Source organism: Hymenobacter elongatus (assembly GCF_004745955.1).
Lineage (GTDB): Bacteria > Bacteroidota > Bacteroidia > Cytophagales > Hymenobacteraceae > Hymenobacter > Hymenobacter elongatus.
In genome coordinates, this window is the sequence record NZ_SRLD01000045.1 from 1 (window position 1) to 18,565 (window position 18,565).

The window sequence follows — 18,565 nt, forward strand, 5'->3', positions numbered from 1 at the left end:
AAACAGGCCCTCTCTCAGGCTATCGACTGCATTACCAGCCGGGACGCCCGGAACTGGTTTGACCACTGCGGCTATCACACACAAGCCGGCAAACGATAAGGATACATGGTTCACGAATCTGCTATAATTGCAGCTTTGCATAAGCCATGGCACCCAGAAGTAGTGCCAAAGTATTTTACTAGCCGCAAAGCGCCAAGACCAACTCGCCGCGTATAGGAATAGTAATAAGTGACGGCAACTAGTGTACAAAATTTACCAGTATCGCAGGTCTGCTAGAGCGGCTTCGCACTCAGTGTACAGGCTACTTGTAACGCGAAGGTGTACTTCGCGACTCGTTGCTGACGGCTACTTAGCAATCGGGCAACAAGTCACGAAGTACACCTTCGCGTTACTGTAAGATACTAACTCTGGAACTACCCTAAAACGCTGGTATCAGAGTACTGATGCTTTATGTTTTTTGCTGTTATAAACTTGAATAAGGGAAAGCATACCAAAAGCGTGCTGTATAGTACCCTCTGCCAAATCGTATTAATTTGAACAGTGTATTTGAGTGATTTTACGGAGGATGTATCCATAGAATTATGCCCGAATACGGTACTATACAACACGCTCTTTGGTCATGTATCTAGCCACTGAGGGCGTAAAGACACTATTTCAGTGCTGCCTGGAAGAGGTAGCAATAAGGGTTAGCTGCACATGGAAGCACCGGTGCCGGACCCCCGCATCAGGCAGTAGCAAGTGCCGCCTCCCGAGTAGCATCCGTAGCCGGAACACGACCCACAGCCCCCGTTGCCAGCCACGAGTGACTTCATTTGCTCACGGCTCAACAAGTTCTTGATCTTTGAGCCACTAAATTTTAAAGCAGTTTTCATAAAAAAAAAAGAAAAAATGAAAAAGTAGAATGGGATTATGTTTTAGGGTACATAATCTAGAAACCCATGTTCGGCCGAACAGTATCAATAGCAATCCTGGTAGATTGCAAAAAGCGAATTAGTCTAAAGAGATATAGAATGGGTGTGTAGTGCGATAATATCTTCTGTGCTTGTCACGGGAGGAGCATCGGCAATACACAAATTGCCTGTGTGGACAAGATGAAAGCATAGAAAGCCGAAAACGAGGCTTTCAATATGGATGGGCGGAATTTCACCCGGATTATTGTCATCGATTATCTGCATCAAGTCAATGCCGCGTAGTACCTCTCCTTGGAAGTAGGTCAAGAGCTGCTCCCAATTAACCAGTGGCTGCATAAATATCCCACTTGTGTCAAGCTTAGTTAAAATTGCTAGGATACTATCCTCTGGTGCAAGATCCTCGTCGCTGAAGGTGCCGGAAAAGGAACGGTGTAGAACGCTGCTGACTGGTACTTCAATGATGGCTGCGCTAGGTGCCAACGTGAAGGACGTTTGCAGAATATCCTTTGTAGTAGCCTCAGCCATAAAGCGATACACTTCCTTCGCATGTGGAAAGCCAAAGCCCGTAAGCTCCGCTATAGTCGCGGAAAGTGCTTCCAGATTCAGGCTGTCCGGGGCGGTGACGGTCAGTGTCTGCCGTTCCTCAGGTATTGGGTGTTGGGTGTTCGTTTCATTCCATTGCAACCTGTTGCCAGGGATGAGTACTAAGTCCGTACTGCTTTCTATTAGGCCTGGCAGCACCGAATCGGGTGCAGGTGAGGACCACGCAACCTGATAAATAGGGGCCTGGGTATTACCCTCCGGAGACAAAAGGGATGGTTCCTGAAAAAGTCCCTGTTGCGCATGAAATTTATTGACCCGCTTGTAGACGGCGGGGAAATGATAGCGCAGCCTGTTTTCTACCTGAACACAGTTATAATAGGTCTGCTTGGCGTTTCCAAGTACATGAATGTATTTGGTCGTTACTGGTACCTGATCAAAATGTAGAATCTCTTCGAAGTTTTTGCTGAGCTTATCAAACAGATACTGTATTTTCTTGCCTTGGCTTTCTGCGAGCTGCTTAAAAAAATATTGCTCAATAATTGTGTTTGAGAATCCGGCTAACAGGTCGCCGGCCAAACGCTCTTTGTTCAGCTCAATCAGCTCAAGCGCTTGGGTGGCGTACGTGTTAATAAATTCAAGATCGGAGCCTCCCAGCACGCCAGCGTTGAGGGACGTAATCAGAGGAGCCTGCGTAGCCGCTGGCAGCATGCAGGCTGGCAAACCTTCCAGCGTTGCCTGAAAGTGAAGTAAGGGCTTCTCATAGGACTCATGGTGGTCTACTTCCGGGCTTTGCACCAAGAGAAAGTTGTTGCCAAGCTGCTCGGTCTTAAAAGGAGTCCAGGTAAATACATCGCCGTCTACATGCAGGAAGGGCGACTGCTGTAGGCTATAAGCATGCAGCTTCGGCAGGCTCCAGAGTCCCTCCGGAAACTGGTTTAGTTGGTCAAGGCAGACGTTGACCCCCGAATAAGGAAGCTGAAGCTGATCGATAAGTAGCTCGGCCCCGGCTTGATCCGTAACAAGTTCCAACTCGGGGTACCATTGCCGAAGTAAGCAAGCACTCAGGGCCATGCTATAGTGGTGATATTTCTCGGACAACCATCCTCCCTTCACCCGTGATTCCTCGATGGCGGCGCCCTTAGAGGGTGCCATCCATAAACTTTGCACAATTTTCATATCCTATACTAGCTAGCAATTACCTGTACTACTGTTTCGGTTATCGAGGTCTTACACGCCGACTTCCTCTTTGCCGGAAGAGTGGATGAGTTCCTGCGTCATGGCCAGAACATCATCCAGGGTATAATTTTGAGGCAAAAAGTAACCGTTAATAAATAAGGCGGGCGTGCGGGTAATATGCTCGCGCTGCACCCACTGGCGATGCGCCAAGCTCAGTTGTTCGCTAGTGGTATCTGGTACTGAAACGTCGACACTCCGCGTTGATTTGAACCGTTCTAGATCCATGTCCTCAAACCAGTCCTGTAAAAGCTGTATCGTCTGCTGCGTCTGCTCAGCGCGTCCTTGAATATGCTCGCGCCAGTAGTGAATAATATAATGAACACTCGTTGGGGAAATATTTGCATCCCGCCCGCTTAATACAAACCGTAGCGCGATTTGAATATTTTGAGGATAGACATTAACGGCATCCACCACCTTCTGAAAATGCTCTTTACAGGGTACGCAATGCAGATTAAGTACCAGCACCAGCTTTAGTGTTGCCTCTGGGCTGCCCAGAATTATTTCATCCTCAAAGGGCGCTATCGTGATCCGCCGTGTGAAGAATTGCAACAGGTGCTTGAAGACAGGTAATGAATTCTTAACGCGAAGTGCTTCAGCCTCCGACTTAACCACTTCCATGTAGCTTTTGAGGCTGGCTTTCCCCAGCACGGTCACGGCTAGCACTGAAATAAACAGAAAAATATATCCTACCACGCAAACCAGGGAGGTCGCTGGGCCACCAAAAGTATTCACTGCGTATAAGCTCGCTGTAACCCCAAATTGCGCCAGCAAAACACCATCCACTAGCAGACACAGTTTGCACCAGGTCTTGGCAATGGCATACTGATACACGACCGAGTACACTACAACAGGTAAGGCCAGCAGACTCAACCCGAAGAATACGACTTGCGCCTCATTATATAATGAACCACCTAGAACCGATAGGTACAGGGCAATGATCTGGAAAGAGAAATAGGCAAAAACTGCCTCGGAAAGACTGACTAGTCCCAGAATTGAGGCTCCTCCGGAGTTTAAAATTCTGTTACAATCTGTGTTAGCTTTTTCCTCTACGGCGCAGAACGCTTCAACTGAGCGGTACTTTATACCTAAGTCCTTCGCTAGTAGAAAATAGCCAATGATGCATCCTGTCAGAGCCGTGACCAACAGGCCACTTATTCCTAGACTTACCGGTAGGGTAGAGGGGCCAGCTACCAACTTATAGATCATATAGGCAGTCAATAGTATTCCCATACTGGCCAACACGATCTGCAGGAAGCGAGAGAATTGGTCTCGCTTGTAGGCGATGCTCCTTTCCTGCACAGCTAATATGGGTACAGGATCTACCTGAATAATAACTCCGCTCCAATAGGCTAATGCCTCTTCATGTTTAGCAATATCTTCAGGCCTCATAATGGCAACAATATCGCCGCCATCGGCCTCAGTATGCAGCAAATAGGGGCATGGTATTGTGTGCATTTCCGAGCGATCCACCATGCTCATAGCATGTCGCAGACCCAGCCGTTCGAACGCATCAGAAATGCTGCTCAGGGCCGGAAAATCGGAATGGGTTCTGATGAGTCGTTCGCAGTGCGCCTGGGAAACCGGTGCGCCTATGTTTGTTAAGAAAGTTGCTACTGTTTTTTCCATTACAGAATATGCTGATGATAAAGTATAGTAATTATCTTATCGCGCTAGGTCACCTAAAACGAGTGGGTATGGGCTCGTTGTGCTGAGATAGACGGCAATAGGAGCTATTCGGATAAGCTTGGCGTTGGGGCGTATTCAGGCCGGCCGCTCAGGCATAGCACACACGCGCCAACTCTTTTTTATGGCTAACAAATAGTTGAAATAGCGGCTTGATTATCGGGCTGCCTTTGTAGTGATATGGTACTTACTTCTATAGCATCAACGAAACCAACTTGATACAGTTCTGCTGATATAGGCTAGTATTTTTTATTTAAGAATTCTGATGGCGGTACTTATTTGCTCAATGCGCTTTCAATGGCGGCAATAGTTTCGGCACCGGCCGACGGTGCTGGCGCACGCCTGACTCGAATACGTCCGTCCCGCCCGATGAGCATATGGGAAGGATAAGAGTATATCTGATAAGCAGCGGCCACCGTGTTGTCGGGGCTGCGCAGCTGGACTCCGGCTGCTGACGTGAGCTGATGAGCCTGTAGAGTCCGCTGCCACTTTTCTTCTGTATCACCTACCGCAACCGAGATAAATACCACCTCGCGGCCTGCCATCCTTTCCTTTAGGGCAGTGCTGGCTGGTATTTCGGCTATACAGGGAGCACACCAGCTACCCCAAAAATCCAGGTACACAACTTTGCCCTTGAAATCACTAAGCGTCACTTTTTTGCCGTCGTTGTTGAGCAATGTGAAGGGTGGGGCGGGTTGCCCAGGCTCCACGCGCAGTTGTTTGCTCACCATTTCGCGTAGGTTGCGCGCCAACACGGAGTCCTGGTTTTGCAGCCGAAATGTGGGCATTGCGGCCACTACCCCAGCCGTGTTTGCATCCAGCTGATAGCTTAATAACTGGTAGAGCGCTTTGTCGCGCGAGGAGGTTAGCCCCAGGTCCGCAGTGGCCTTGTTATACAGCTTTTGGGCCTCCCCTGGGTCGGAACTGAGTGTACCCGAGGGTAGGAGCCGGTTACTGTACACGGTCAGAAATTGCAAGGCCAGCGTCGACTCAGATTGGTCCCTGCCAAAGCATTCATCCAGCTTCTTTAAAGGTAGTTGCTGCAGGAAGTTGAAGTATGAGTTGGGGAGTGGTGCCAGCCGTTTATTTGTGTCGCGATAATACTGCGGGTATTCCAGCAAGCTGATGGCCCATTGTAGATTAATGCGCAGCGTGGCATAGCTCTTGAAAGCTGCAGCTACGGGATGAGCTTGCGTATAAGTTGCCAAAAAATCCTGGCGTTTTTGTCGGAAGGAGTCGGCATAGGCCCGCATCTGTGCGGCAGTAGTTTGGGGCGTGCGCTGCTCCACTGGGCGCGGCACGGAACCAACTGGCCCGTATTCAAATTGCCACAGTGCCTGAGCAAGATAATTGTTGGCGGCAGCACCACGGCCAGTGAACCGCAGCGTTTCATCGAAACGTGGGAACTCAAGGGTTAAGTGCAGACTATCACCCGGCGTCAGGTAGAGGCTGGCGTGCTGGCGGGCATAATACAGCGAGGCCGGCGTGGCAGCAGCCACTCGAGGGAGCTTTACCCGGAAATTGCCGGTAGCAGTAATCGGGACTTTAACTTTAAACTGTCCAAACTCGAGACGAATACTATCCCCGGCTGGCGCGTGCGCTAAGTGCCCGCTAATAACAATCGGAGCAGATACGGTAGTACTGCTGCAGATTGAATGGCTGGGAAACAGGCAGGTGTAATAACTAAGTAAAATCGCCGAAAGGGAAGATACCAATAACATCAGTAAGGATAGCATAAACGAATAATTGGCTCAAATATAGAAGGAATTTTGGGATTTGATATGCTGGACAATAAAAAATTCAAGCGACGCATTCTGCCCAGGCATTGGCAGTAGCAAAGACAAGCGGAAGAACTTGCAGTCATTATCCAGCTTCTGTGTATACTTGCGCGTTATTTGGTTAACAAATATATATAATTTACTATATTAAACTATACTAGCCTGCATGAGTGCGTTTCATTTTTATAAACAGCTAGATCAGAAAGATTGCGGCCCTGCATGTTTGCGCATGATAGCCAAGTATTACGGCCGCACATTTTCCGCGCAGACCCTACGAGAAAAGGCTAGGATCAGCAAAGCGGGCGTTTCGCTTCTGGGCTTGGCAGACGCAGCGGAAGCCATTGGATTCCGGGCGTTGGGAGCTCAGATATCGTTTGAGCAACTAGTGGAAGATGTCGCCCTGCCCTGCATCGTGCACTGGCGGCAGCAGCACTTTGTGGTGGTTTACGATTTCAAAAAGGCGCCCCATAGTTGGTTCTCTGGTCTGGGCAGAAAGCTTGGCTTTGGCCATAAGAATCGGCAAAAATCGGCTCTGCTTTCCCAAGGGGCGTCAGAATATGTAGCTGTTCGCATTGCTGATCCTAATCTTGGCCTGGTTAGCTGTCCGGTAGAGGACTTTATCCAACAGTGGGTTACTCCACAGCCGGGCAGCGACGAGGAGACGGGAGTTGTTCTGATGCTGGAGCCAACAGAGGCGCTATATGAGCAGGAACAGCAGCAGAAAAGCGTCTATAGCTTTGAGAAGGTTGCTACGTATCTATGGACCTATAAAAAGCTGCTGATACAATTGTTCATCAGTATTCTCGTAGGCAGCGCCTTGCAATTGCTGATGCCCTTCCTGACCCAATCCATAGTTGATGTAGGTATTAACACACAGAATATACCCTTCCTGTACTTAGTGATGGCGGGGCAATTTTTGTTGATGCTGGGGCGGCTCGTGAATGACTTTATTAAAGGATGGATTTTGCTGTACATCAGCGTACGAGTCAATATTAGTATCCTATCCGACTTTTTCATTAAGCTGATGCGCTTACCAGTTGCATACTTCGATACCAAGCATTTTGGTGATCTTTTGCAGCGCGTAAATGATCACCACCGGATAGAAGCCTTTCTCACAGGGCAGACTGTAAACGTCGTATTTTCCTTTATCAGCCTGCTGATTTTCTCTGGTGCTCTGGCCATCTATAGCTTGCCGATATTTTTCGTCTTTGCAGCGGGTAGCCTGCTTTATTTTGGCTGGATTGTGCTATTTCTAGCCAAGCGAAAGAAGCTCGATTACAAGCGGTTTGACATTTCGGCTCGTGACCAAAGCATGATGGTGCAGCTGTTGCAGGGCATGCAGGAAATTAAGCTGGCTGGCGCTGAACGGCCTATGCGCTGGGCTTGGGAACGTATTCAGGCCCGGCTTTATAAGTTGCAGATGAGTAGTTTAGCCCTGAATCAGTATCAGCAAACAGGAGCCGTTCTGCTGAATGACGGCAAGAATATTATCATTCTGATAATGGCCGCCCAGGCCGTAGTGAAAGGCCAGCTCACCCTGGGACAGATGCTGGCCATGCAGTATATCGTGGGCCAGTTGAGCAGTCCGATTGAGCAGCTCATTGGTTTTATGCAGGGATTTCAGGACGCTCGCATCAGCCTGGAGCGACTCAATGAAATTCACGGTATTGCTGATGAGGAATCGGCTGATCTGCTGCTCGACCCACTGTCTGAATCCGCAAGCGGTGGGTGGCGGGGTGAGAATGAGAACAGCTTAAAATTTAATCAGGTAAGCTTCCAATATTCAGTCGGGGAGCAGGTTCTGAACCATATCAATCTGTTCATTCCAGGAGGAAAAACAACGGCCATTGTAGGGATGAGCGGCAGTGGCAAAACAACACTGCTGAAGCTGCTTTTGCGCTTTCATGATCCTACCAATGGTGAAATACGGTTGGGTGATTCTGCCTTACGCTCCGTGAGTCATTCGCACTGGCGCAGCCAGTGTGGTGTCGTCATGCAGGATGGTTTTTTATTCTCCGATACCATTGCCCGTAACATCGCCGTCGGAGTCGATCATATTGAAATAGACCGGCTAGAGCATGCTGTACACGTGGCTAACCTGCGGGAGTTCATTCAAACTCTGCCGTTAGGATATCATACCACAATTGGAGCCGAGGGCAATGGCATCAGCCAGGGGCAACGGCAGCGCATTCTGATTGCTCGGGCTGTATACAAAAATCCCCGGTTTATATTCTTGGATGAAGCCACTAATGCTCTGGATGCCAACAATGAAGCTGTCATCGTTGAGCGGCTACATGATTTTTTCCAAGGGCGCACCGTCGTGGTAATTGCCCATCGTCTGAGCACCGTCAAACATGCCGATCAAATAGTAGTGTTAGATAAGGGCGTTATTGTGGAAGTAGGTACACATGCTCAGCTAGTCGCCACAAGAGGCAGCTACTGGGAGTTAGTTAAAAATCAGTTAGAGTTAAGTCTATAATATGCCTCCTGAAACGCAAACTTACTTAATCGAGCTACGATCTGATGAGGTGCAAGAGGTGCTTTCCCGACAACCGCCATGGCTGCTTCGCTGGGGAGGTGCCTTTGGCCTGACCGCTACGTGCTTCATCTTTTTATGTACCTGGCTTATTCACTACCCGGATGTGGTAATGGCAGGGTTCACGCTGACCTCTGTGAATGCCCCGAAGGTAGCCGTTGCCCATACGGAAGGACGAATAGTGAAGCTCCTGGGGCAAGACTCCAAAGCCGTGCTGGCAGGGGCGCCACTGGCGTACTTGGAGAGTACGGGCGACCATGAAGAAGTGCTCAGTCTTTCCCGAGCGCTACAGACCGCGTGGCGCTTTGCCCAGGAAAACCGATATGCGGAACTGGAGAAACTCTCTTTGCATAAATTTCATCATTTGGGCGAGATGCAGAATGACTATCAAAATTTTCTGCAGAAATACACGCAGGTCAAGTTCAATACTCTTACCAAGTATTATGGAAAGCAAAAGGAAATTATTGATGGACAACTCCTAGATTTGAGAGAGTTAGAGACCAATCTACGCCACCAAGAAACCTTACAAAAAGCGGAGCTTAGCATTGCCCAGCAGCAGTTTCAGGCCCAAAAAATACTAGCTCAGCAAAAGGTGATTCCTTGGTTGGAATTCGAGCGAGAAAAAAGCAAGCTCCTGGAAAGGCAGTTAGTATACTCACAAGTAGCTTCGGGTATTATTCTAAACACCAGTGCCCAGCGCCTGAAGAATAAGGAGACTTTGGAGCTAGACAAAGCGTTAGCCGAGCAACTCGATAATTTTCAACAGGCGATAAATACTCTGCAAAGTGCGGCAGATGCTTGGGTTGCGCGCTATGTCGTTCGTGCGCCTATTGCAGGCGTGGCCTATATGCCGCGCCCTTTACAAGAAAATCAACAGATCGTCCTGAATCAGGAGCTATTTTACATCGCCCCAGCCAATACTCGATATACCGGTGAGATAAATATCACTCAGCATCACGTCGGCACGGTTCGGCCTGGCCAAACTGTGCTAATAAAATTTAGTGGGTATCCCTATCAGGAATATGGTTTGGTGAAAGGGCAGATCAATTCTGTGGCTGAGATATTGCTCAAAAATAATGCATTCCTGGCCCGAGTTGATCTGCCCGCGCATTTGGTAACGACACAAGGGCGTAGTCTGCAATACAAGAACGGTATGACCGCAACGGCCGAAATCATAACACGAGACAATCGGTTGCTATACAAGATTTTGCCTCCGTTAAAATCCTTGCTTGATTTCACGGAATTATAGCTTTATCCAGCGAGGAGGCACCGCTTTTTGCTTGTAGTACTTACTGAGTTGAGTGGCCACTAGCCAGGATTCGGCATCATAAAAAAAGTCCCGACTGCCTCTGGCAATCGGGACGCACACTATCCGGAAAAAGGAGCAGCTTAGTTGCTGGCCTTTGCGCCGGTTGTTTGGTCGGTGGCTGGCACTGTGGGCTGCTTCACGTATTTGTCCAGCCAGCTGTTCATCTCCCAGAGCGTGTGCATCACTGATTCCCGGGCCGCGTAGCCGTGCGCTTCGAAGGGCAGCACCACATAGCGCACCGTGGCACCGTGGCCTTTCAGCGCGTTATAAAACCGCTCACTTTGCAGCGGAAAGGTGCCCGAATTGTTGTCGGCCTCGCCATGAATCATGAGCAGCGGTGTTTTGATCTTGTCGGCGTAGGTGAAGGGCGACATTTTGTTGTACACCTCTGGTACCTCCCAATAAGTGCGCTCTTCGGCCTGGAAGCCAAAAGGCGTGAGCGTACGGTTGTAGGCACCACTCCGGGCAATACCGGCTTTGAAGAGGTTGGTATGAGCCAGTAGGTTAGCCGTCATGAAGGCCCCGTAGGAGTGCCCCATCACAGCCACGCGCTTCCGGTCAACTACGCCCAGACGGGCCCCTTCGTCGATGGCGGCTTGGGCGCTGGCCACGAGCTGCTCCACATAGGTATCGTTGGGCTCGTTGCTGCCCTCCCCCACAATCGGGATGCTGGTAGCTTGCAGCACGGCGTAGCCCTGCGTGACCCAATAAATTGGGGAGCCCCAGCTCAGCCGGGTGAAGGCGTAGGGCGAGCCTTTCACCTGGCTGGCATTGGCCTTGTTCTTAAATTCAACCGGATAGGCTTCCATCAGGGTCGGTAGCGGGCCGTCTTCCTTCTTGTAGCCATAAGGCAAATACAGGTTGGCCGTCAGGTCGACGCCATCGGCGCGCTTGTACTTCAGGACCTGCTTGCTAAGGTTGCCGACAGCCGCGTACGGGTTGGTGAACTTGGTGAGGGGCGTTAGTTTGGCGTTTTTTACTTCGCGCAGAAAGTAGTTGGGCGCTTCCTGCTGCGACTCGCGCCGCGTAATGAGCTGGCGCTTGTTCACGTCCAGAATCGTGATGGGAACTTCGTAGAATGGTGCTTCGGAGCGCCACCAGCGAGTGCTTTTCTTGCTGCGTACATCCAATTCATCCACGAAGGGCCGGTCACCTTCCGCCGAGGCTCCGGTGCCGATGAAGTAAAGCGTTTCGCCTTTTGCGTCGGTGGCCAGCACGTCGTGCCCGGTCAGATTGCGCTGGGTGAAAGGCGTGCCGGGAGCCGTGTAGGTATCCTGCGAAGAACGGTCGAAAAGGATGACGGGCGGCGTCTTGGCCGTTGGGTTCAGCGTCCAAGTCATCTCTTTGCGGTCATTCCAGCGGTAGCCTTCTACTAGCGCTACCATAGCATTGCCCCATACGATTTCGCGAAAGCGCAACGGCAGGGCCGCCAGTTCCTGCGGCTCGGTTTCGAAGGGTGCGGCCAGCGTGAAAATCTTGTCGCGCACCGGGGCGGCGGTTTTGGGGTCGCCACCATCCTGGGCCTCCACCCAGTAGAGCGTCGAGGGCACATCGGTGCGCCAGCCGTGGCTTCGTTGGCCGGTGGGGGCAGCATCGAAGCTGCTGGGCACGTTGTCGGCCAATGGCAGATCGGCTAGGGTTTTCACCAGCAGGCCTTCCATGCTCATAATATCAACCTGCAGTGGGAAGTCGTAGTAGGGCAGGGTGTAGGAATAGGGGCGGTGCCGCGTTTTGATCAAAGCATAGCGGCCGTTGGGTGAGGGAGCGGCCTGCTGAATAATGCCGGGCTGGCCCAAGGGCTGCATCCGGCCCAGCAGAGTAACTTTCACGACCTGAGCCGTAGCATAAAACTCGAACAGCTTCTCGTCGGCGGGGCTTTTTAGTAAATCCTGGTAGGTCCGGGCAGGTGCTTTCTTGCCGATATTTTCCTGTACCGTAGGTCCCATGGGCACGGCATTGATGAGGGGCAGGTCGCCACGGCCGCCCACGATGGCGCGGGCCAGCAGCGTCTGGCTATCCGATACCCACTCGTAGGACTTCCCAAACACGCCATTTAGAAACAGGTTGGGCATCAGCCGCGCTGAGGCCGAGGCGACGTCCAGAATCCAGAGCTCCATATGGCGCTCGGAAGTGTGAGTAAAGGCAATCTTGGTATTGTCGGGCGACCAGGTGACTTCGCTGATGCGGGCCTTAGCCGGTAGGCCCTGCACGAGTAGCTCCTTGCCATCGGGCAGGTGCTTCAGGCGAATTTTGGTGCTGTAGATAACTCGGCTGGGGCCATTGGTCTTTGGGTTTATGCGGAGGCCCCCGAGTCGTAGCTCGGGCTGCGACAGATCCGCAATAGTGGGCATGTCCTGATTATCAAGCAGCACCATCCACTGACCATTGGAGGAGACGCTTACGCGCGGGGTGCTGGGAGCATCGGCGAGAGCAGCTATGGCTTTGGGTGGCGTTTGGTACATCAAGTCCTGCGCCGAGCTAGCCAGACTACAAAACCAGAGGGACCCAAAAAGGTATAATATTTTCATAGAGAATGGAAAGTGTGCTCCGGGGATCAAGCAGGAAAAGCTCTGTAAGATACGATAAGACAACCTGCTATGCGAACAGTTCCCGCAGGTGGGCTGAAATTAGAGAGTTTGCGAAGCTGGACTTTGCCAACAATCCAGTGGGCTTAACAATCTTCACAGAAGCTAAAAATGCAATTTTAACTTTACGTGGCCACGTGCTACTACTTCTGGATCAAGGGCATAAAAAAAGTGGCCAGCTCTGGGAGCTGGCCACTTTGGGGAGGTAGTCAATCTGCCGGGAGGCAGATGCCGAGGAGCTTACTTTCTGCGTGGTGCGGCTTTAGCAGGTGCTTTCTTCACCGGAGCTTTCTTCACTGGGGCGGCTTTCACCGGCGCAGCAGGAATTTCGGGAGCTACACCATACTTCGTCTCAGCAGGGTTCGGGTCACCGGGCAGGTATACATCGAACTCTACGCGGCGGTTGATGGCACGACCAGCTTCAGTAGCGTTGTCAGCAATTGGCTTGCTTTCGCCGTAGCCATGCGACACAATCCGGTCGGCGGCTAAACCTTTGCTCAGCATATACGTCCGGGCCGAGGCAGCACGCTCATCCGACAGACGCAGGTTGTAAGCGTCGTCACCTTTGTTGTCGGCGTGGGCCGAGATACCAAGGCTGTAGTCAGGATAAGCATTCAGGATTTCTACCAATCCATTCAGCGTTGGGAACGATATCGGCTTCAGCGTAGCCTTGTTGAACTCGAACTGGATGTACTTAGTGGCTTCCTGGAGCTTTTTCTTCTCCTCTACTTTCATCTCGGGGCAGCCTTTGTTCGATGCTGGACCGGGACGGTTAGGGCAGCGGTCCTGGTAATCCGGAACACCATCACCATCAGTATCTACCGGGCAACCGGTGGCATCAACTTTCACGCCGGCCGGAGTACCGGGGCACTTATCAGTGGTATCGATCACGCCGTCATTGTCGCTGTCTGGGCAGCCGCGCAATTCAGCTTTGCCAGGGGTGTCGGGGCAAGCGTCGTCGCCGTCGCGCACACCATCACCGTCACGGTCAGGGCAGCCTTCCAGCGTTGCTAATCCTTTTTCGGTCGGGCACTTATCCTGGTAATCCGGAACCCCGTCGCCGTCGCCGTCGAGTGGGCAGCCAGTAGCATCCACTGCCACGCCAGTAGGCGTGCTAGGGCACTTGTCTTTCTTGTCGCCTACGCCGTCGCCGTCAGTGTCAATCACTTGGCCGAAGTTGAACGTCAGACCAGCCGTGTGCTGGAGGTAGCGGTCATTAATATTACCTTTCAGCGTGATGCCATCCACCTGGTCGGTCAGGATGTAGTGCTGGCCGGTTTGCACGAAAGCCGACAGGCCAGGCGTGAAATTGAGCCGGATGCCAGCGGCACCGTGAATATCAAATGCGTATAAGTCGCGGTTGTCGGGAGCACCACCGCCCACTTTAAAACGGTCGGTGCTGGCAAAGAAAATACCAGGCGCCAAGCTCAAGTAAGGAGCAAATAAGCCGTCTTCCTTCAGCGCCCAGCCGTTGTTTAGCTTCAGGGTCACCGGAATGCCGATGTTCACCACATTGGCCCGGAAGCCGCTGAAAGGCTGTGTAGCATTTTTGGGCGGCGTGGCTGAGTAGGCCATCTCACCGTAGCTGAAGTCAAGGCCCAAGTCGATGCCCGGCGTGATGTAGCGGCCATACTTTATGCCCGCGCCGAACTCAATCTTGTCGTTTTTGAACCACTCGGAGCCATGGTCGCCATGGTACTGTAGCGTGGAGCCGTAGAGGCTGATGCCACTCTTTTTCTCGGAGCTCTGGCTGTGTCCATCGCGCGGCGCGCCGGCTAGTAAGGCCAGCCCCAGCACCAGGGCTTTCGGGGAGGTAAGGTGTAGTTTCATATATGGAACAGAGGTTGAGAAAGCACAAGTGCTCTCTATGGTGGTGTGGCTATATACCGAACCCCGCCAAATAAGGTTGTTGTTGCTCTTTATATCTGTTCTGAGTTATGTTCTATGATGCGCCAAACTTTTGTAGTCACCACCTGTATTGGGTAGCGTTGAGCTTATTTTGGGCAACGCCGCTTTGGAGTTGTGCAATCCCAGGGCCGATCTTGGCTCTGGCGCGTTGAAAGCTGCTTTGAGGGATAGTAAGATTTTGATTATAAGTATATTGTATTTCTAATGAATGCCCCTGCAAGCCCCACTACTGCCTATGCAGTGGCGAGGTGAGCGGCTTTACTAATTGCGCGATGGGTGCTGAAACAGCCGCTTCTTACAAGGGCCGCGCGTGCCACCCAAGGCCTTCCGGCAGCACTAAAAAAGTTGAGTCGGGTACCTCTTTTTTTTCAAGCGCCAAGCGTAAATCCGTGGTAGGCTCCGTCAGGCCATCATCGGCGAGCTGGAAGGTGCCGAAGTGCGTGCCAATACTTTGCCGGGCCCCCAAATCGAGGTGGGCCTGCACCGCCTCGGCGGGCGAGATATGAATGGGGGCCATAAACCACTGCGGGCGGTAGGCCCCAATGGGCAAAATGGCTAGCCGGATAGGAGCGAAACGCTGGCCAATAGCGCGAAAAAAGTCGCCGTAGCCCGTGTCGCCGGCATAGTACAGATTGCCGGCCGTGGTCTGAAGCACGTAGCCGGCCCAGAGCGTGGCGTCCCGGTCGCGCAGGCCCCGGCCGCTGAAGTGCTGGGCCGGCACGCAGGCCAACCGTATCTGCGGGCTCAGGGGCAGCTGCTGCCACCATTCCATATCAGTGGCGTTGGGGATTCCCTGCTCGGTCAGAAACTGCCGGACTCCTAGGCCCGCGAAGATTCGGGGCTGGTCACGGGCAGCCAGGCGGCGGAGAGTTTCCACATCGAGGTGGTCATAGTGGTTGTGACTGATGAGCACGACGTCGATGGGGGGCAACTCGTCGAAGCGCAGCCCTGGCGGGCGCAGCCGCTTCGGGCCGGCCCACTGGTAAGGGCTGGTTCGCTCGCTCCAGATGGGGTCGGTCAGAATGTTCAAGCCATCGACTTGGAGCAGAAACGTGCCGTGGTTTACGAACGTCACGCGCAGCTCGCCGGGCCCGACTCGGGTGGGGGGCTTGGGGCCATAGGGCAAATCGGGGCGTTCCGGAAACGGGCCTTTTTCGCGGTGCAGCATCCATTTCAGCAGCGGTTTCATTCCTTCCTGCGCCCGCACGCCGCCAATATTGCGAAACTGCTTCCCATCGAAATGGTCGGAACGGGGGCCACTATAGCGCGGTGCCGACAGTGAGCAGCCCACCATGAAGCCGCCCGCAGCGGCTGTGGCTAAAACGGCAACAGTCCAGAGAAGCAAACGGCGGGTAGCAGACATCGGTAGCGGAACAGGATGAGACTATGCTTACCTATGCCAGCCCAAATTGTTCGGCCGCAGTCAGGAGCTAAACATACCAGCGCGGCACACACAGTAGCGTAACGCTGTTTGAGAAGCGTTATCACATACCAGAGCGGTTTCGGATTCAGTGTACGAGGTGGCAGTAGCGCGAACTTTGTAGTTCGCGTCGCCGCGCCGATAGAACGACTGCAAACGGCGTGGGGACGCGAACTACAAAGTTCGCGCTACTAGCCATTGACCTCGAAACCGCTCTAAAAAAGCAGAGTGCCGCATTCCTGGGAATGCGGCACTCTGTACTGCTGTGCACATGGCAGTCTGAACTTGAGACCATATTAATGGTTGATAGGCGCTTCAATGATAATGAACCGACTCTCGGCCCGGCACTCAATGCTGACCGTGGCGGTGACCCAAAGGCCGATACTGTCGCGCTTTTCCACCAACTGCCCGTTCACCGTCAGGGCACCGTCCATCACGAAGACAAACACGCATTTGTTGACCGGATTCAGGGGGTAGTCTACGGTCTGGCCGGCCTCGTAGTAGCCCAGCGACACCCGCGCGTTCTGGTTGATCCAGCAGTGGGCCTGGCCTTCCTCATTGCTGACGATGGTGGTAAGCTGATTTTTACGCTTGGCGACCGGAAAGCTGCGTTTCTGGTAGCGCGGCGTCACGTTCTGCAGCTTGGGCTCAATCCATATCTGCAGGAAATTCACCTCATCATCGCCGATGTTATGCTCTTCGTGGCGCAGGCCGCTGCCGGCACTCATAATCTGGACCGAATCGGTAGCGACTTCCTCTTTGTAGCCCATCGAATCGATGTGATTCATGCGGCCCGCCAGCATCACCGAAATGATTTCCATGTTGGCGTGGGCGTGCAGCCCGAAACCGTTGGCGGGCTGCACAAAGTCGTCGTTGAACACACGCAGTAGCCCGAATCCCGTCCGCTCGGGGTTATAGTAGTTGCTGAAGCTAAGCGAAAAGTTGCTTTGGAGCCAGCCAATGTCCTTGAGGCCTCGTTCGTGGGCCCGGATGATGCGGTAGCTCATAGTGCGTAGTGCGTGGTCGGTTAGTCGGGAAGCTGTTGGTGGAAGGCTATTTCACCCACGCTCTTACGCTGGCGCGGGGCTTTTTCGCGGCTCAAAAACGGCTCTTCCAGCTGCTCAGCTTCGGCCCGGTAGCCCAGCGCAATAACAACGACCGGCTGCAGCGTATCGGGCAGCTGAAATGCCGCGCGGGTTTTGGCCGCGTCGAAACCGCCCATAAAGTGGCCGTGCAGGCCCAGGGCCGTGGCTTCCAGAATCAGGTTGCCGTTGGCCAACCCCACATCGTGGAGGGCCGCGCCGTTGGGCGCGCCGTTGTCGTAGTGCGTTTTGGCCAGCGCCACCACCAGCACGGCGGCGTTTTTGGCCCAGGGCTGGTTGCCGGCCATCAGGCAATCGACCAGCTTGCCGAAGGTTTCGGTGTCGGAATGATGGGCGTAGAGGTAGCGCCAGGGCTGCTCGTTCATGGCGCTGGCGGCCCAGGAGGCAGCCTCAAACAGCTGGTTCATGGTTTCGGGTGCTACGGCGGTAGGAGCGAAGGAGCGTGGGCTCCAGCGGTTCCGAATCAATTCGTGCACGGGGTAGGTAGTGGGGGCAGTTTTCATGTAAGCAGGAAAAGCAAAGACGACCCGCCAAGCAGTAGGCGGCAGTGAATACAGAACAAAAAACGGGAAAAAGTGGGGGCCGGCCTACAGCGTCATGGGCACATCCATCAGCAGCAGCTGGGCCGCGCTGGTGGCCCCAATGCTGAACGAGGCCGCGTCCCAGATGCCAAACCCGTCGCGACGGTGCAGGGCCTGGCCGTTGATGGTGACGTCGCCCTCCAGCACAAATACATACATGCCGTTGCCGGGCTTATTAATGGTGTAGTCGGTCGTGAAACCCGGGTCGAAGTCGGCGAGGCTAAACCAAGCGTCCTGGTGAATCCAGACGCCGGCATCGTCGGGCGAGGGTGAAATGACCTGCTGAATCTGATTGTGGCGGTCTTCGGCCCGGAAGGTTTGCTGGTCGTAGCGGGGCTTCACGTTGCGCTTGTTCGGAATCACCCAGATCTGCAAAAACTTCACTTCCTGGTCACGGTTGTGGTTTTTCTCGCTGTGCGCGATGCCCGTGCCGGCACTCATCACCTGCACGTCGCCGCGCCGGATGATGGCCTGGGTGCCCGTATTATCCTTGTGCTCCAGGTCGCCGGACAGCGGGATGGAAATGATTTCCATGTTATCGTGAGGGTGAGTTCCAAAGCCCATGCCGCCCGCCACAGTGTCATCGTTGAGCACGCGCAGCACCCCAAAATGCACCCGGCTGGGGTCCGAATAGCCAGCGAAGCTGAATGTGTGGTAAGAGGTAAGCCAGCCGTGGCTGGCGTGGCCGCGGGAGGCGGCGGTGTGAAGCAGCGTTTGCATGGCAAAAGTTGAATAAGGCCGACAAGCTAAACGCTAGCTTGTTTATAATTGATGTACATACATCAATTAAGCCAGAAATGTTTTCTGCCAGGATGGCGGACCGGGCTGCCACTCCTGCTGCCCGGTCCGGCAATGTGAACCGACTGCACTCTGCAAACGAGCTGTCCGGTCTTGCGAACTGGCTTTTCGACGCCCTGAAATGCCGGATTACCTTTGCCGGACAGTCCGTCAGAAAACCTGCTGTCGGGTCGG

Annotated in this window: 11 protein-coding genes and 1 pseudogene; 3 read left to right on the forward strand and 9 right to left on the reverse strand. The window is 53.1% G+C overall.

The genetic code is table 11. The features are described 5' to 3' along the window. Positions 1 to 995: 995 nt before the first annotated feature. The 3 genes from E5J99_RS18025 to E5J99_RS18035 all read right to left on the reverse strand — a co-directional run bounded on the left by E5J99_RS18025 (position 996) and on the right by E5J99_RS18035 (position 6,109). Entirely contained in the window at positions 996 to 2,630 is a 1,635-nt protein-coding gene (locus E5J99_RS18025) for a DUF6734 family protein (protein ID WP_135499214.1), read from the reverse strand. 51 nt (positions 2,631 to 2,681) lie between these two features. Beyond that, positions 2,682 to 4,316 carry a vitamin K epoxide reductase family protein gene (locus E5J99_RS18030; RefSeq protein ID WP_135499215.1) on the reverse strand — a complete coding sequence of 545 codons (1,635 nt, stop codon included), beginning with the start codon at positions 4,314 to 4,316 and terminating at the stop codon, positions 2,682 to 2,684. Between the two features lie 332 nt (positions 4,317 to 4,648). Continuing rightward, on the reverse strand, positions 4,649 to 6,109 hold the full coding sequence (locus tag E5J99_RS18035; protein WP_135499216.1) for a TlpA family protein disulfide reductase: 1,461 nt from the start codon (positions 6,107 to 6,109) through the stop codon (positions 4,649 to 4,651). A gap of 208 nt (positions 6,110 to 6,317) precedes the next feature. Between E5J99_RS18035 and E5J99_RS18040 the strand changes: the two genes are divergently transcribed. Then, positions 6,318 to 8,630 carry a peptidase domain-containing ABC transporter gene (locus E5J99_RS18040; RefSeq protein WP_135499217.1) on the forward strand — a complete coding sequence of 771 codons (2,313 nt, stop codon included), beginning with the start codon at positions 6,318 to 6,320 and terminating at the stop codon, positions 8,628 to 8,630. Between the two features lies 1 nt (position 8,631). Then, a complete protein-coding gene (locus tag E5J99_RS18045; RefSeq protein ID WP_135499218.1) occupies positions 8,632 to 9,936 on the forward strand; it encodes a putative HlyD family type I secretion protein in 1,305 nt (434 codons plus the stop codon). 140 nt (positions 9,937 to 10,076) lie between these two features. On the opposite strand, the gene E5J99_RS18050 is transcribed toward E5J99_RS18045, so the two are convergent. Continuing rightward, a complete protein-coding gene (locus E5J99_RS18050) occupies positions 10,077 to 12,524 on the reverse strand; it encodes an alpha/beta hydrolase family protein (RefSeq protein WP_135499219.1) in 2,448 nt (815 codons plus the stop codon). Positions 12,525 to 12,762: 238 nt separating this feature from the next. Here E5J99_RS18050 and E5J99_RS22315 point away from each other — a divergent pair. Continuing rightward, positions 12,763 to 12,867: pseudogene (locus E5J99_RS22315) on the forward strand (hypothetical protein); the annotation flags it as partial. Here the strand turns inward: E5J99_RS22315 and E5J99_RS22175 are convergent. The 5 genes from E5J99_RS22175 to E5J99_RS18075 all read right to left on the reverse strand — a co-directional run bounded on the left by E5J99_RS22175 (position 12,822) and on the right by E5J99_RS18075 (position 18,313). Continuing rightward, positions 12,822 to 14,411 carry an OmpA family protein gene (locus E5J99_RS22175; RefSeq protein ID WP_135499220.1) on the reverse strand — a complete coding sequence of 530 codons (1,590 nt, stop codon included), beginning with the start codon at positions 14,409 to 14,411 and terminating at the stop codon, positions 12,822 to 12,824. The pseudogene E5J99_RS22315 and the gene E5J99_RS22175 overlap by 46 nt on opposite strands. A gap of 373 nt (positions 14,412 to 14,784) precedes the next feature. Next, positions 14,785 to 15,852: an MBL fold metallo-hydrolase gene (locus E5J99_RS18060; RefSeq protein ID WP_245319084.1), complete on the reverse strand. Its 1,068-nt coding sequence runs from the start codon at positions 15,850 to 15,852 to the stop codon at positions 14,785 to 14,787. Positions 15,853 to 16,205: 353 nt separating this feature from the next. Further along, the gene (locus E5J99_RS18065; RefSeq protein WP_135499221.1) at positions 16,206 to 16,916 is read right to left on the reverse strand and encodes a pirin family protein; all 711 of its coding nucleotides are present in this window, start codon (positions 16,914 to 16,916) and stop codon (positions 16,206 to 16,208) included. 20 nt (positions 16,917 to 16,936) lie between these two features. Beyond that, a complete protein-coding gene (locus E5J99_RS18070; RefSeq protein ID WP_135499222.1) occupies positions 16,937 to 17,515 on the reverse strand; it encodes a nitroreductase family protein in 579 nt (192 codons plus the stop codon). 84 nt (positions 17,516 to 17,599) lie between these two features. Continuing rightward, a complete protein-coding gene (locus tag E5J99_RS18075; RefSeq protein ID WP_135499223.1) occupies positions 17,600 to 18,313 on the reverse strand; it encodes a pirin family protein in 714 nt (237 codons plus the stop codon). Between the last annotated feature and the right edge of the window lie 252 nt (positions 18,314 to 18,565).